The following is a 14,264-nucleotide window of genomic DNA, read 5'->3' as shown; positions in this document are numbered from 1 at the left end:
CAGCGATTCTGATGCTTTATCACTAAAGGAGTAAACCAGCATCAGATTAGCGTAAAGCAGGACTGCGGCGACCGATAAAAACTGGCCATTGCGCTCCAAATAAATCAGTCTGGCTATTATCCTGGTTAGTATCTTATTTCGGTCGGTGAGGCTCCCAACTGATAGATTAATGCATGTGTATATGGTTCGTGCAGACACGAACCAGTGCGTTTGAAAGGGATATTTTAATTATTGTGCACAAGGCCCATCAGGAATTTCCTTGCTGATTTTTAACACCTTGGTAACCACCAATGTCGAGTCAAAATCAGCCGAAACGCTTGCAGTATCTGATTTGGCAAAAAAACCTTCCAGTTCTACGTATACAGGCTCATAAGGCTTTTCGAAACCCAGGTTACTGTAAGACAGTTCGAGTGTTTTTACACTGTCTTTAACCCAGTACTCACGACCATCTTCGCAAAGCGTAAATGATTTCATTTCCGGACCAAAACTATACAAACCCTTAACCGTTTTCAGGTTACTATTCTCTCCCTCGGCTTTATCATTTCTATTACAAGCGGTAACCGCTACGCCAAGGAGCACAACAAATACAAAAGCTTGCTTAAATAATTTCATCTTATATGGTTTGATTTATTTGATCGATCTTTTTAACACTTAAATTGGACGACAAAGCAGATGCCAAAAATGAGAAGATGCCTACAGTAACAAAAACTAAAACAAAATCTTTCCATTTTAATCCTATGGGATAAGCATTTACCAGCGTTTTATTCTCTTCGCCCATTTTTATAAAGCCATAGGTGTGTTGGAAATAGTAGAAAATAATTCCGATTATTAAGCCAAGTACACAACCCGACATGGTAATCATCATCCCTTCGAATAAAAATATACGTTTTATTAACTTTTTCCCGGCACCTAAGCTACTCAAAATAGCCACATCTTTTACCTTATCTATCACCAGCATGGTTAACGACCCTATGATATTAAATATAGCAATAATCAGGATAAAAGTAAGAATAATATATACCGCCCATTTTTCGGTGTTTAGGATGTGGTAGAGCGATTTATTCTGCTCTGCCTGGTTCCTGACTTCATAATCTTTCCCGGCTTTTTCAATTACTTCCTTTTGAAAGCGGTCTACATCAGTACCCGGCTGCAGGTTAATCTCAATTGCAGAGACTTTTTTATCTTCGCCCAGCAGCTCACGGGCAAAATCGAGCGGAACAATAATACCATTATCGAAATCCTGCTGCACTTCAAAAACACCACTTACCCGGATGCTTTTTGATATAAAATCGTCGGCCGGATTGATATTGCTTACGGAAATATCCTTTTTGGGTGAATAAATTTCCAGCTCGGTAAAGGGATCGACAGTATTAACAGCCAGATAACTCTGTAAAGCAGAACCCATAACGGCACTTGCACCACTGCTGTTGTGCAATACAAAACGACCTTCTTTTATCGTACTATCGAGCTTGCCATTTTTTAAATAATCGAAACTTACTCCCTTAACCACGCCAACAGCCTGTTTATTGTTGTATTTTAACAAGGCATTTTCTTGCAACACTTCAGTAAAAGCATATACAGCCTTGTTTTGCCTTAACTGATTAAAATAGGTTGTATTTGGATCGAAAGTTTTACCCTTAGCCGGGGTAATGGCTATTTGCGGGGTAATGGTATCGAACATACTCAATACCACCGTTTCCAAGCCGTTAAAAACCGACAAAATAATAATTAATGCAGCACTACCCACCATTACACCCACCATCGAAATACCCGAAATCAGGTTGATGGCATTGGTAGACTTTTTGGCAAAAAGGTACCTTTTGGCGATATAGAAAGATGTGTTCACTGCGGTAAAGATAATAAAAGGTTAAAGGTTTAATGGAAGAAGGCATAAGGTTGTATACCGTTACAATTAAATACTTTACAAAAAATAGCCAATACTAAAAAAACGGGTTATGCTGCTTTTCGAAACCTATACTGGTTGCTGGTCCGTGGCCAGGATAAACCTTAGTTTCATCTGGTAAGACAAAAAGTTTATCGGTAATGTTTTGAATTAATTGCTGATGGTTACCACCGGGCAAATCGGTACGGCCAATACTGCCATAAAAAAGCACATCGCCACCCATTAAAATATGATCCGCTGCACTGTAAAAGCACAAATGAGCAGGCGAATGACCCGGTGCAAAAATTAAGCTCAATGTACTGTTACCAAAACTGATGGTTCCGGTTTCGGGCAAAAAAGTATCGGGTTCTGGCGAAAGTTCGTAATGGCTGAAGCCCATTTGCGGCGCATAGCCAGGCACGGCCTGTAATATCGGCAATTCGCCTTTGTTAAACTGCGGCTTTAGGCCATAAGTATCGAAAACAAACTTGTTGCCAAAAACGTGGTCTAAATGGCAATGCGTATTCAGCAACAAAACAGGTTTAAGATTATTTTCTTTGATAAACGAAACCAGTTCATTCTGCTCATGGCCTTCGTACATCCCAGGATCGATAATTACGCATTCCCCGGTCTCATCATATAAAACGTATGTATTTTCGCTGTACGCGTTAAAAGTTAAAGTTTTTACTGTAATCATATGGTTTTTAGTTTTTCCATCTAAAGGTGGAAATCAATTTATCAATATCTTTTTTAATGAAATTGATAACGGGCGCAATCGAGTCGTATTGCGGACGTTCGTTAAAATATAATGCCCCCCTGAAATAGTGCTTAACACTGTCGGTTAAAAAAAATTGCACAGATGAGGCGGTATTCCCTTCAATGGCATAATAAATTCCATATACCTTATGATCGGGATAGTTAATGAGTTTCTGATCTATAGCGCTTGCCTTAATGGTGTGTTTAAAAGCGAGCTTTCTGGCATCTTCTACCATTTCATTGTACTCGTTCTTACCAGACACATCGTAATAAGTTAAGTGCAAATAACCGTTAAATTGCTTAAAGTGCAGGTTATACCAATCTTTTTGGGCATCGCGGCTTTTATCCTGCTCGATGCTTGCATACACCGGGTACTCAAAAGCAAACGGTACCGGCGCTATGAAGGGTTTATATTCTTTTTTGGGGAACTCAATCCTGAAGTAAGCTTTAGGCTTAGGACTATAATCGTGGTTTTGGCAGGCTGTTATACATAAAAGCAGTGCAAAGGGTAAAAAAATCAGCTGTTTTAGTTTCATTCCTCAGGAGATTGCTTAATGGTTAACAGGATAAAGATAGGCCAAATTATTTATTCCAGATGGCCCAGGCTTTTTCGGCCTGCTGATGCAACATTTCAAGTCCGTTTTTAGTTTTTGCACCACCAGCTGCAGCTTTAACCAGAAATGCAGTTTCGAGCGGATTATAGACCAGGTCGTAAGCCAAATGTTCAGGTCCAACCAAACTATAATCGATATCCGGAAAGGTATCTACATTTGGCGACATGCCCAATGGTGTGGTATTGATTAATAATTTATTCGAAGCCAAAATTTCAGGAGTAATATCTGCATATAAAATGGCTCCTTCAGTTGCCTTACGCACCACTACCTGATATTCGATATTCAGCTTTTCTAAAATATACTTTACCGCTTTAGCCGCACCACCATCGCCAAAAACCAGGGCTTTGGTATGTTGTGGCTCTAATAAGGGGCTTAACGAAGATTCAAAACCATAAGCATCGGTATTATAACCTTTTAAATAGTTTTTCCCTTCAAAGTTTTTAATCGAAATGCAGTTTACCGCACCAATTTTATCGGCAGCTTCATCTACCTCGTTTAAATAGCAAAGTACATTTACTTTATGCGGAATGGTTACATTTAATCCCTGCAACGATGGGTTATCGTTCAGTAAATCGGGCAGCGCTTTAATATCTTCAATTGGAAAAAGCTCGTATTGATGATCGGCAATGCCTTCATTTATAAACTTTTCGGTAAAATATTTTTTAGAGAAAGAGTGAGAGAGCGGATAACCAATCAGGCCGTAAGTTTTCATAAGCATATATACATTCATTGCGAAGCAGTACTTCCCCAATAGGGTAAGCAACGCTTCGCAATGCAGAAATTTTATATTATTTCCCTAAGTTTAAGAAATGATCGAAGGTATCGCCCCTTAAACCCAAACGAATGGTTTCTAAAGGAATAACTTCGGCAGGGGCAATATTACCCAGGTTTACATTGGCTCCAATGAGTTTTATAAACCAAACCTGCTGCTCTTTTTGGGGTGCTTCCCAAATAATGGTTTCTTCGGGTATCTGGGTCAGGATTTCATCTACCAATCCTTCGCGTACCTCACCGCTTCCGCGGTAAATACCCACATTACCACCTTCGCGTGCTTCGGCAATAACTTTCCACGAGCCGGCTTCGATTTCGGCCTGCATCAGTTTAATCCACTTGTATGGTGCAAATATTTTAGCAGCATCTTTACTGCCAACTTCCGAAATTACAGTAACCTGTTTGGCCAGTTCGCTGATAAAAGCGCACTTTTTATCGTGTTCAATATCTACCGAACCATCCGATACTTCTGCATATTCCATTCCGTACTGATCAAGTACGCGCTGGTAATCTGAAAACTGGTTACGGATAATAAAGGCTTCAAATAGGGTTCCGCCAAAATAAGTCGGAATACCTGCACTTTTGTATAAAGCTAACTTTTCTTTAAGGTTTGGTGTTACGTGTGAGGTAGCCCAACCCAATTTTACGATATCTGTATGTACACCTGCCACATCAATAAAATCTTCAACCTGGCGCAGGCTTAATCCCTTATCCATAACCATTGTTAAGCCTTTTTGGCGTGGTTTAGCTGGACGTTCGGGAACGTTTAATAATGGATAATTCATATGCCTACAAAAGTGAAAAAAATTTTCAGATTTATTTGTTAAATTTTTCTCACAAGGTCGTTACCTGATATATCGGTTTATTACGTTCAAAATGGCACTATTATCTTGTAATTGTGGCAAATATTCGAATAAAATGTAATGCTTTTCGGGGTCAGTTGTTAAAGCAGTTTCCAAATATCCCAATGCATCGGCATAACTGCCAAGGGCAAAAAGATAAGCCACCATGCGGTAATACAGTTCTGCAGCTTCAGGATTATTTTTAATCGCCTCAGCCATGGTTTCTGATGCTTCCAACAGTTTACCCTGCTCATACAATACGGTACTAAAATCTAACCAGGCTTCAATATCAAGCGGGTTAAATTCCAAAACTTTCTCGTAAGCCTCTATTGATTCGTCAATCTGGTTCAGTTTGTAGTAGGCATCGGCCAGTGCAAACCAGAAATCGGCATTTTCGGCCTCTAAATCGATCGCTTTTTTATAAAAATGAAGTGATTCGAAATAACGTTCTTCAAAATTCAGCGTAACGCCAATCCCAAACCAGGCATCAGCCATTTTAGGATCCATTTTTACCGATTTTTTATAATAAGAACGGGCTTCGTCCATCTTCTCGAGCTTTTCGTAACATTCGCCAATGGCACAATAGGTATCGGCATTGGGTGGTTCGTACTCAAAAGTTTGTTTATAAACCTCTATAGCTTCGTTATACTTATCTAACTGTACCAGCGCATTGCCTTTGTTAAAATAAGCCGAACTGAAATCTTCTTTAATCAGAATGGCATAATCGTAAGCATCAATTGCCTTTTCGAAAAGATTTATCTTATGGAAACTGTTGCCCAGGTTGTACCAGGCTGCATAAGAATACGGATCGGTATCGATATACTGCTGATAAAACTTAATGCTTTCTTCCTGCTTGTCTAATACATCATAACAGAAAGCCAGTTCGTATAAACCATCCTGGTTTTCCATATTCTGCTCTAAACTGAGCTTAATGTAGGTAATGGCATTTTCGTAATCAGACATGCTCTGGTAAACGTAGGCCATTTGCAGTAAAATCTCGTCGGTGCTTTCGGCCAGGCCCAAAGCTTTTTCATAATTCTCTAAAGCTTCGTCAAAGCGCTCGGTATTCTGAAAAATATTACCACGAAGCAAATAAATATCCGGTTCTGATGGTTCCAGTAATTCGGCCTTTTGCAAAGCAATAAAAGCCTGTTCGTGGTTGTTGGTTAAAATGTACAGATGAGCCTGTTTAATTAAGAAAACAGTTGCGTAGGGGTGTTGACTGATTGCAAAATCAACTACCTGCAAAGCTTTGACCGGATCATTTTTCTCAATGTAGAAATCTACAATGTATTCAAAAGCGCCTGCATCGAAGAAATATTGGTCCTGGTTGCGGAGCATTTCTTCGTAACGTTCTACTGAGCGTTGTGCGTCTTCGTTGGATTCAAAAAAGAATTCTTCTTCCATATATTATACTATTAAAGAACCGTGCCAATTAGCAGGAAAACACATTATAATTTTACTACTTTTAATTATCCGTTTTTAAAATAATTATTAACATCTGCTATTTAAAACGACGTAAATAGCTGAATATAAAGCTTATTAACTGTGATTAAGATGTGTGGATAATCAATAGATTTTTGCAACATCGCGGTTCCTTTTCCCTTCTTTCACAAAAATACTATAAATTTATGACACAAACGTAATGAAGAAGTCATGAAAGGAACAGTCATATTTGCCCTGTTTTTGGTCTGCTTTGGCTTACAGGCCTTTGCACAAAACGATGAAGAAAGCGCCATTAAAAAAGCAGTAAACAATCTTTTTACCGGCATGAAAACCGGCGACAGCACGGTAGCGCGCAGTGCCTTTGCAACTGGCGCAGTTATGCAAACCATTGTGAATAAAGAAGGGAAAGTAAGTGTGCGCAACGAGTCGGTTGACAATTTTATCAAGTTAATTGGCACACCTCATAAAGACCAATATGACGAGCGGATTGTGTTTAGCAAAATATTAATAGACGGACCACTGGCATTGGTTTGGACAGATTATAAATTTTATCTGGGCGATAAATTCAGCCACTGCGGCGTAAATTCCTTTCAGCTGGTAAAAGGCGATAAGGGCTGGCAGATTGTTTATATTATTGATACGAGAAGAAAAGACGGCTGTAATTAAGGGTGTTCAATTTTAAAATATTTCATTGAAAATCAATATCTTACACAAAAACGTCATTGCGAGGAGGTACGACGAAGCAATCTTACTACTATAGGGTTAAACCGACCGTTGTAAGATTGCTTCGTCGGCTGAAAAAGCCTTCTCGCAATGACGACTTCTCACGATGTTTATTCTTTGCCTAAATCGGCGGCTCCTTTTTTAAACAAATCTGCCTGCTTGTTCAGGTTCTCTTTAGCGGTACCGGTGGCTGCAGCAGCCTGTTTTTGCTTAGCCTGCACAGTTGCGGTGTATGCACCTGCCAATTGTTTGTTTAAATAAGCCTGCAGTTTTAATCTTTCAATTGCATCGCTAATATTTTTGATTCCTTTTTCGGTAACCACCGGATTAGTGTTAGCTCTTAAATACTGGAAATACTGACCAATGGTAGCAAAAATCTTATTTCTGTCGCCAGTAGCCATAACATTCTCGTAAAAAGCCTGATGCTCATCTTTGGGATCGCTGATGTATAAAGTTGCAACCGAACCTGCAATGTGATCCTTAGTATCTGAATCAAGGGCCAATAATGCTGCAGAACCTTCCTGAGGAGCCAATTTAGCCAAACCTCCAAGTCCGGCAGCAATTACCTTGTACGAGCGGTCTTTTAAACTTTCGTTCATTAATGCTTTATAGGCTTGATCGCCTGTTTCGGCAAGCTTGCTTATCGCTGCCGATCTCACTTCGGTATCTTTATCGCTTTTAGCCAATTGCAGCAGAATTGGCAGGGCCGCAGCTTTAATCTGGGCATCTTCCAGGTTCAGACCATCAATGCTCAGCGCACGTAAATCGGCCGATTTATCTTTCAATCCGGCTAACAGTACCTGCTGACCGCTGCTGGCTTTGCTTTGCATAATAAACTGCAGGGCTTCGATCCTGTTGGCATAACTCGGCGCATTTTTATACTGGAAGTAATAGTTTTCGGCTGTTTTATTGTCGTTGGTTTCACCTACCACAATTTTATCTGCATCAAAATCGATCAGATCAGGCTTGGTACTTACATCGAAGCTAAAATTCTGCTCGCGGCTGTTAATCAGGATTTCTTTTCTGATTTTTTGTCCACCGGCATAAATATCTACTTTAACCGGCAGGGTAAAAGTTTGTACGCTGGCATCCTGCGTTTGTTTAACCTTAATGGTTGCTTTACCATTTTCATAACCATAATCAATGCTTAAAATGGGGTGGCCACCGTTATAATACCACTGATTAAAATAAGGGCTCCAGTCTTTGCCGGTTACGTCTTCCATGGCTAAACGTAACTGATGTGTTTCGCCGTTCTTAAAAGCATTGGTAGTTAAGTAACGGTTAAGCGATTTGTAAAAAGCAGCATCGCCCATCTGATTTTTCAACGCATAAAGAATAATAGAGCCTTTGGCATAGCTTACATTATCGAACATATCTTCTTTATCGTTGTAATGGAAACGAGCTAACACCGGACTTTCGCCATTTTTAGTTGAGCCCAGGTAAGATTGCAGTTTTTCGTAGCGCGATTTATCTTCAGCATCCTGACCGGCGTCGTGCCCGTGCCAGATCACTTCGCCGAAGGTGGCAAAAGATTCGTTCATCGTTAAATTAGACCACGATTCGGCCGTTACATAATCGCCAAACCATTGGTGAAAAAGCTCATGTGCAATGGTTCCTTCTTCATTTCCATCTAGCAGCTCACGGTCAGTTTTTTGTACGTGTTCGCCATGTAAAGTTGCAGTAGTATTCTCCATTGCTCCAGAAACGTAATCGCGGCCCACCACCTGCGAATATTTGTTCCATGGATAATCTACGCCAAGCAAATTGCTGTAAAACTGAATCATATCAGGTGTTTTACCAAAAATCTGTTTCGCGTAAGGCGCATATTTAGGTTCCAGGTAATAGCTCACCTCTTTGCCTTTATAACTGTCTTTGGTAATTTTGAACTCACCCACAGCCATCATAAACAAGTATGGCGAGTGTGGCAAATCCATTTTCCAGGTATCGGTTCTGGTACCATCGGTATTTGGCTTCTGACTAACCAGTTTTCCATTTGACAGAGTGGTGTATTTCGATTTTACCGTCATCGAAATTTCCTGTGTTGTTTTCTGATCAGGTTTATCGATGGTTGGAAACCAGGCTGAAGAAGATTCGGTTTCACCTTGCGTCCAGATTTGCGTTGGTTTGTTTTTATCGCTACCATCCGGATTAATAAAATACAATCCTTTGGCATCGGTTATGGCCGCACTGCCTTTCACCTTTAACTCATCGGGTTTAGCTGTATAAGCAATATACACGGTATATTTTTCAGCGTTGGTATACTTTTTATTTAAGTTGATGTACAACTTATTATCGTTGTAGGTGTATTTAAGCGGAATATTCCCTTTTATACCAACCAGTGCAACGGTTTTAATGTCCATGCCTTGCGCATCAAGTGTTAGCGAGTCGGTAGCGTAAAAATGAGGTTTTAAAGTTATCCATGCTTTACCGTAGAGGTAGCGTTTGGCATAATCAAAAGAAACATCGAGTTTGGTATGTACCAGATCGTTAACCTTGGTTGCAGTTACGCGATAAACGCTCAGGTTAGCTTTTTCAGCAGCTTGTTCCTGTGCGAAAAGCGGATTGGCCGCAAAAACAGCAGCCAGCATTAGCCCACAGGCAATAAATCTTTTATTCATTTTTAAGTTTTTTATAAGTCAGTATCTTGATGGCAAGGTATTAAGAATTGTGGTAATTACCAGCTAATTTTACATTATGCCTAATTGGTTGATATTGGTTTTAAGGTGTAACCTTTAGCCTGCAAGCCTTTTATCAAACCTTCATCGCCCACCAAATGACCAGCACCAACGGCTATAAACAACGATTCTTTTTCCATTAAAGCAGGGAGTTGATCGAGCCAGCGTTGATTGCGGTTTTTGAGCATTTCGGTCATAAACTCTTTGGTTTCTTCATCCTGTGTTTTAAAAAAATCGGTTAATTTATCGATATCCTGAGCCAGGTAATAGGCGGTTAATTCTTTTATTTTAAGTTTATTCTTATCCGATTCCCGAACTGATTTAAGCAAGGCTTTTTTCTGTTTTTCCAGATCGCCGTCAAATAACAGCGCACCCTGATATTCGGCGGTTTCCAAACCATGTATCGATTTCGCATTGCTTTTAGCATATTGCTGAAAGCTATCATCTATCCCATCGGTCATATCTTTTATCTCCGGGTTATCCAGCAGCATCAGTAGCACGCCAACCATAGCGGGCTTAAACCGATTCAATTGTTTTAAATTAACTTTCGGATTTTTAGCTTTAATGTAATCGTCAATCTCTTTGTATTCTGCGGGTGTAAATAAACTATCGAGTGTATTGTTTTTCATGGTTAAAAAGGGTGCCATTCGCATTTGCACTGTGCTATCCATTACAATCTCGCCCACTACACCATCAACCGATTTCAGTTTTTGTTGCAAAACCCGCATGGTATCGGCAAATTTTCTGCTTGTAAAATGGTGCGTTCCAAACAAATAGGATGGTTTTTGTATTCCTTTGCCAGAAATTTCCCACAAGAGTGTATTGGTTGCCTTTTTGGTTTGTGCGTTAAGGCTGAGCCCAAAACCTAAAATGGCGATGAGTAATAGTTTAAAGTTTTTCATTGAGTAGTCGTTTTTAGTAAAATCAGGGCAAGATATTAAGAATTGTGATAAAGTTAAGTGCCAATCTAAGCTGGTTCAGAAAATATCGGCTTATAAAACCTTGTTTTGCTAAAAGCAATTCACTATTTTGGCAATACATGAAAAACGCGCTACTTCTCTTCATAGCAATCTGTATTAACACAGTGGCTTCTGCTCAGCAATACACAATTAATGCACAAATTACGGGTTTTAAAAACGGCACTAAATTCTACTTAACCGATACCGAGCTTGATACAGATATCGATAGTGCCATAATCACAAATAATGTTTTAAATTTCAAAGGAACGCTTAGGCAGACACCTCAATCCCTATGGGTAAAAACAACCATAGCGCAAGATTTTTACTACTTTACACTCCTAATGGGAAATGAAAAAATTAATGTGAGCGGAGACATTAAAGACTTCCCTTTTGATCTGAAAATTACCGGATCAAAAACCCAGGAGATGCACAATAAGATGATAGACCTAACTAAAGCAGGCTATAAGCAACGGAATAAATTATTGGCGGAATATTTTGCGCTGACTGGCGATAGTGCCAAAATAAAGGCTAAGGCAATCTGGAAAGTAATTGGAAAAATAGATAGTGTTGACAGGATGACAAGAATGAACTTTGTAAGGCAGAATTTGAATAGTTTTGAAGCTCTGGACGCTCTTTTCTATCTTAAAAACGACTTTCCGAGAGATACCATACATAAATTTTATAATGCGCTCCATTCAGATTTTAAGAATACGTTATATGCAAAAAGAATTGATACGTATTTAAGGGTTGGTGAAATTCTGGATAAGGGAGATAGTTTCTATAACTTTTATGCTTTTGATAAAGATGGAAAAAAACATGCTTTATCTGAGCTGTCAGGCAAATATATATTACTGGATTTTTCCGTTACTTTCTGTGGCCCATGTATCGAATCAATTCCGGAACTAACTGAAATATCACAAAAACTCAATAATAATTTATCGGTAGTCTCCTTTTCATGTGATGCAGGAAAAGCAACCTGGCTAAAAGGCTTGAGTAGAGATCGGCCTCAGTGGTTAAGTCTCTGGGACGGCAAAGGATTTTATGGGGAAACAATAATCAAATATGGCGTTACTGGTTACCCTACGTTTGTCCTCATTAATCCTGCCGGAAAGATCGTGTCCAAATGGTCAGGCTATGAGAAGGGAACGCTTTATAAACATGTTCTGGAGCAAATCTCTGCAAAATCTGATTGATATTATTTTTACTAAACCTTAAATTCAAAAGAACATCATTTATTGTTTAGCGCTTTTAGTTAAGTAAATATTTAGCTTAAGATATTAAGAATTGTGATAAAGTTAGGCGCAAAACCTAGCCTGCTTTCCTTTATTTTTTTGTTTTTTTGTATAAACCGATAGAGATATGACTACAGATATTCAATCCATTTTAAACAAATTGGGCATAAATGCCGATAATGCAGCATTTAGCACAGGGAGCCATTGGGGAGGAGCTGCTAATGTAAAAACGCTGGAAAGTTTTTCTCCTGTAAACGGAAAACGAATTGCTTCGGCCTGGGTGGCTACCAATGCCGATTATGAAGCAGTGGTGCTACAGGCGCAGGCTGCTTTTACCGAATGGCGCAACGTTCCTGCTCCTAAAAGAGGTGAAATTGTACGCCAGTTTGGCGATGCCCTCCGCGAAAACAAATCGGATTTGGGTACGCTGGTTTCATACGAAATGGGAAAAAGTTTGCAGGAAGGCCTTGGCGAAGTACAGGAAATGATCGATATCTGTGATTTTGCTGTGGGTTTATCGCGCCAACTATATGGCTTAACCATGCACAGCGAACGCCCAAACCACCGCATGTATGAGCAATGGCATCCGCTGGGTATTGTAGGCATTATCTCCGCTTTTAATTTCCCGGTTGCAGTTTGGAGCTGGAATGCAGCACTAGCCCTGGTTTGTGGCAATGTATGTATTTGGAAACCATCAGAAAAAACGCCTTTAACAGCTATTGCCTGTCAGCATATTATTGCAAAGGTTTTTAAAGAAAATGCGGTTGCAGAAGGCGTATGCAGTTTAATTTTAGGCGATAAGGAAGTAGGTGAGCTGATGACCAATGACGGACGTGTTCCCTTGGTTTCGGCAACCGGATCAACCCGAATGGGTAAAGCGGTTGCAGCAGCTGTTGGTGCCCGACTGGGTAAAAGTTTACTCGAACTGGGCGGTAACAATGCCATTATTATTTCGGAACATGCCGATTTAGATATGAGTTTAATTGGTGCAGTATTTGGCGCTGTAGGCACTGCAGGGCAAAGATGTACCTCAACCCGCCGACTGATTATTCACGAAAGTGTTTACGATACTTTTACCGCAAAACTGGTTAATGCCTATGGACAGCTGCGCATTGGCGATCCTTTAGATCAAAACAACCATGTTGGTCCGCTGATTGATACTGATGCGGTTGCAGCCTATCTCGATTCGATTGAAAAATGCAAAGCTGAAGGTGGCCGTTTTGTGGTAGAAGGTGGTGTATTATCAGGCGATGCATACACAAGCGGCTGTTATGTAAAACCATGTATAGCCGAAGTAAAAAACGAGTTTAAAATTGTACAGCACGAAACCTTTGCCCCGATTTTATATTTAATCAAATACAAAACACTTGATGAGGCCATTGCTTTACAAAACAGTGTTCCACAAGGGCTTTCATCGGCCATTATGACTTTAAACCTGAGAGAGGCTGAACAATTTTTATCCGCCAGCGGATCGGATTGCGGTATAGCCAATGTAAATATTGGTACCTCAGGCGCCGAAATTGGCGGGGCCTTTGGAGGAGAAAAGGAAACCGGTGGTGGTCGCGAAAGCGGATCGGATGCCTGGAAAGCTTATATGCGTAGACAAACCAATACCATTAATTACTCGAATACCCTGCCACTGGCACAGGGCATAAAATTTGATTTGTAGATAAATATTATCCTGTTTTAAACAAATACGCTGTTACTAACTTTCAAAAAGTTAGTAACTTTAGTATATGGCCTACAAAGAACATTACCATCAAAAATTAGAATATGGCCGTTTTTATCATATATACAATCGTACAATAGATAAGCAGCTAATGTTCAGAAGTGATGAAAACTATCAATATTTTCTGAAGCAGTATGATAAATATCTCTCTCCGGTATTTGATACATTCGCTTATTGCCTTTTGGGCAATCATTTTCATATTTTAATAAAGGTAAAAGAGGAAAGCGAATTCACTGGAAAAGACGCTTTAGGAAAAAGTTGCCATGATATCGTTGCCCACCAGCTTCAGAAGTTTTTTCAGTCATATGCGATGGCTTTTAATAAACAGCATAAAAGGATAGGATCGTTATTTCAGAAGCCTTTTAAAAGGACTCATATTGACAGTGATGAATATTTGACCCGAATGATTATATACATTCATGCTAACCCAGAAAAGCACAAGTTAATAACTGATTTTAGAAATTGGCGTTGGAGCTCCTATCAAAGAATCTTAATCGACAGGCCAACCAATTTAAAGAAATCAGAAGTCATTGATTGGTTTGGCAGCAAAGATAATTATATTGAATGTCATAACGAAAATAGATAAATGAAAAACGTTACTAACTATTTGAAAGTTAGTAACGCAAAATATATGA

At 39.6% G+C, this 14,264-nt stretch carries 13 protein-coding genes; 4 read left to right on the top strand and 9 right to left on the bottom strand.

Annotated features, from left to right (window positions below; translation table 11 throughout):
• Nucleotides 1–228: 228 nt before the first annotated feature.
• The 7 genes from OC25_RS09525 to OC25_RS09495 form a co-directional block, all read right to left on the bottom strand.
• Complete coding sequence (locus OC25_RS09525) at nucleotides 229–612, bottom strand: hypothetical protein (RefSeq protein ID WP_039474886.1); 384 nt, start codon at nucleotides 610–612, stop codon at nucleotides 229–231.
• A gap of 1 nt (nucleotide 613) precedes the next feature.
• Entirely contained in the window at nucleotides 614–1,846 is a 1,233-nt protein-coding gene (locus OC25_RS09520) for an ABC transporter permease (protein ID WP_039474884.1), read from the bottom strand.
• A 94-nt stretch (nucleotides 1,847–1,940) separates the two neighbouring features.
• Entirely contained in the window at nucleotides 1,941–2,579 is a 639-nt protein-coding gene (locus OC25_RS09515; RefSeq protein ID WP_039474882.1) for an MBL fold metallo-hydrolase, read from the bottom strand.
• 7 nt (nucleotides 2,580–2,586) lie between these two features.
• On the bottom strand, nucleotides 2,587–3,174 hold the full coding sequence (gene gldD, locus OC25_RS09510; protein ID WP_039474880.1) for a gliding motility lipoprotein GldD: 588 nt from the start codon (nucleotides 3,172–3,174) through the stop codon (nucleotides 2,587–2,589).
• Between the two features lie 46 nt (nucleotides 3,175–3,220).
• Complete coding sequence (locus tag OC25_RS09505; protein ID WP_039474957.1) at nucleotides 3,221–3,964, bottom strand: shikimate dehydrogenase family protein; 744 nt, start codon at nucleotides 3,962–3,964, stop codon at nucleotides 3,221–3,223.
• A 76-nt stretch (nucleotides 3,965–4,040) separates the two neighbouring features.
• Complete coding sequence (locus OC25_RS09500) at nucleotides 4,041–4,808, bottom strand: phosphosulfolactate synthase (RefSeq protein WP_039474878.1); 768 nt, start codon at nucleotides 4,806–4,808, stop codon at nucleotides 4,041–4,043.
• A 60-nt stretch (nucleotides 4,809–4,868) separates the two neighbouring features.
• Entirely contained in the window at nucleotides 4,869–6,272 is a 1,404-nt protein-coding gene (locus OC25_RS09495; RefSeq protein ID WP_039474875.1) for a tetratricopeptide repeat protein, read from the bottom strand.
• A 249-nt stretch (nucleotides 6,273–6,521) separates the two neighbouring features.
• Between OC25_RS09495 and OC25_RS09490 the strand changes: the two genes are divergently transcribed.
• On the top strand, nucleotides 6,522–6,977 hold the full coding sequence (locus OC25_RS09490; protein ID WP_039474872.1) for a nuclear transport factor 2 family protein: 456 nt from the start codon (nucleotides 6,522–6,524) through the stop codon (nucleotides 6,975–6,977).
• Nucleotides 6,978–7,144: 167 nt separating this feature from the next.
• Here the strand turns inward: OC25_RS09490 and OC25_RS09485 are convergent, their stop codons facing one another.
• Nucleotides 7,145–9,652: a M1 family metallopeptidase gene (locus tag OC25_RS09485; protein ID WP_039474869.1), complete on the bottom strand. Its 2,508-nt coding sequence runs from the start codon at nucleotides 9,650–9,652 to the stop codon at nucleotides 7,145–7,147.
• An 80-nt stretch (nucleotides 9,653–9,732) separates the two neighbouring features.
• Complete coding sequence (locus tag OC25_RS09480; protein ID WP_039474866.1) at nucleotides 9,733–10,611, bottom strand: TraB/GumN family protein; 879 nt, start codon at nucleotides 10,609–10,611, stop codon at nucleotides 9,733–9,735.
• A gap of 137 nt (nucleotides 10,612–10,748) precedes the next feature.
• Here OC25_RS09480 and OC25_RS09475 point away from each other — a divergent pair, with 137 nt between their 5' ends.
• The 3 genes from OC25_RS09475 (at nucleotide 10,749) to OC25_RS09465 (ending at nucleotide 14,215) form a co-directional block, all read left to right on the top strand.
• Nucleotides 10,749–11,861: a thioredoxin-like domain-containing protein gene (locus OC25_RS09475; RefSeq protein WP_039474863.1), complete on the top strand. Its 1,113-nt coding sequence runs from the start codon at nucleotides 10,749–10,751 to the stop codon at nucleotides 11,859–11,861.
• Nucleotides 11,862–12,027: 166 nt separating this feature from the next.
• The gene (gene amaB / locus OC25_RS09470; protein WP_039474861.1) at nucleotides 12,028–13,569 is read left to right on the top strand and encodes an L-piperidine-6-carboxylate dehydrogenase; all 1,542 of its coding nucleotides are present in this window, start codon (nucleotides 12,028–12,030) and stop codon (nucleotides 13,567–13,569) included.
• 67 nt (nucleotides 13,570–13,636) lie between these two features.
• Nucleotides 13,637–14,215 (top strand): hypothetical protein, encoded by a 579-nt coding sequence (locus OC25_RS09465; protein WP_039474856.1) that lies wholly within the window; start codon nucleotides 13,637–13,639, stop codon nucleotides 14,213–14,215.
• Nucleotides 14,216–14,264: the final 49 nt, after the last annotated feature.

Source organism: Pedobacter kyungheensis (genome assembly GCF_000812965.1).
GTDB lineage: Bacteria > Bacteroidota > Bacteroidia > Sphingobacteriales > Sphingobacteriaceae > Pedobacter > Pedobacter kyungheensis.
The sequence above is the reverse complement of the archived record's forward strand: the minus strand, read 5'-3'. Positions and strand labels throughout refer to the sequence as shown.

Bases quoted from the DNA above. Each gene is read 5' to 3' on its own strand.
- OC25_RS09525 (WP_039474886.1), bottom strand. From the start codon at position 612: ATGAAATTATTTAAGCAAGCTTTTGTATTTGTTGTGCTCCTTGGCGTA.
- OC25_RS09515 (WP_039474882.1), bottom strand. From the start codon at position 2,579: ATGATTACAGTAAAAACTTTAACTTTTAACGCGTACAGCGAAAATACA.
- gldD (WP_039474880.1), bottom strand. From the start codon at position 3,174: ATGAAACTAAAACAGCTGATTTTTTTACCCTTTGCACTGCTTTTATGT.
- OC25_RS09505 (WP_039474957.1), bottom strand. From the start codon at position 3,964: ATGAAAACTTACGGCCTGATTGGTTATCCGCTCTCTCACTCTTTCTCT.
- OC25_RS09500 (WP_039474878.1), bottom strand. From the start codon at position 4,808: ATGAATTATCCATTATTAAACGTTCCCGAACGTCCAGCTAAACCACGC.
- OC25_RS09495 (WP_039474875.1), bottom strand. From the start codon at position 6,272: ATGGAAGAAGAATTCTTTTTTGAATCCAACGAAGACGCACAACGCTCA.
- OC25_RS09490 (WP_039474872.1), top strand. From the start codon at position 6,522: ATGAAAGGAACAGTCATATTTGCCCTGTTTTTGGTCTGCTTTGGCTTA.
- OC25_RS09485 (WP_039474869.1), bottom strand. From the start codon at position 9,652: ATGAATAAAAGATTTATTGCCTGTGGGCTAATGCTGGCTGCTGTTTTT.
- OC25_RS09480 (WP_039474866.1), bottom strand. From the start codon at position 10,611: ATGAAAAACTTTAAACTATTACTCATCGCCATTTTAGGTTTTGGGCTC.
- OC25_RS09475 (WP_039474863.1), top strand. From the start codon at position 10,749: ATGAAAAACGCGCTACTTCTCTTCATAGCAATCTGTATTAACACAGTG.
- amaB (WP_039474861.1), top strand. From the start codon at position 12,028: ATGACTACAGATATTCAATCCATTTTAAACAAATTGGGCATAAATGCC.
- OC25_RS09465 (WP_039474856.1), top strand. From the start codon at position 13,637: ATGGCCTACAAAGAACATTACCATCAAAAATTAGAATATGGCCGTTTT.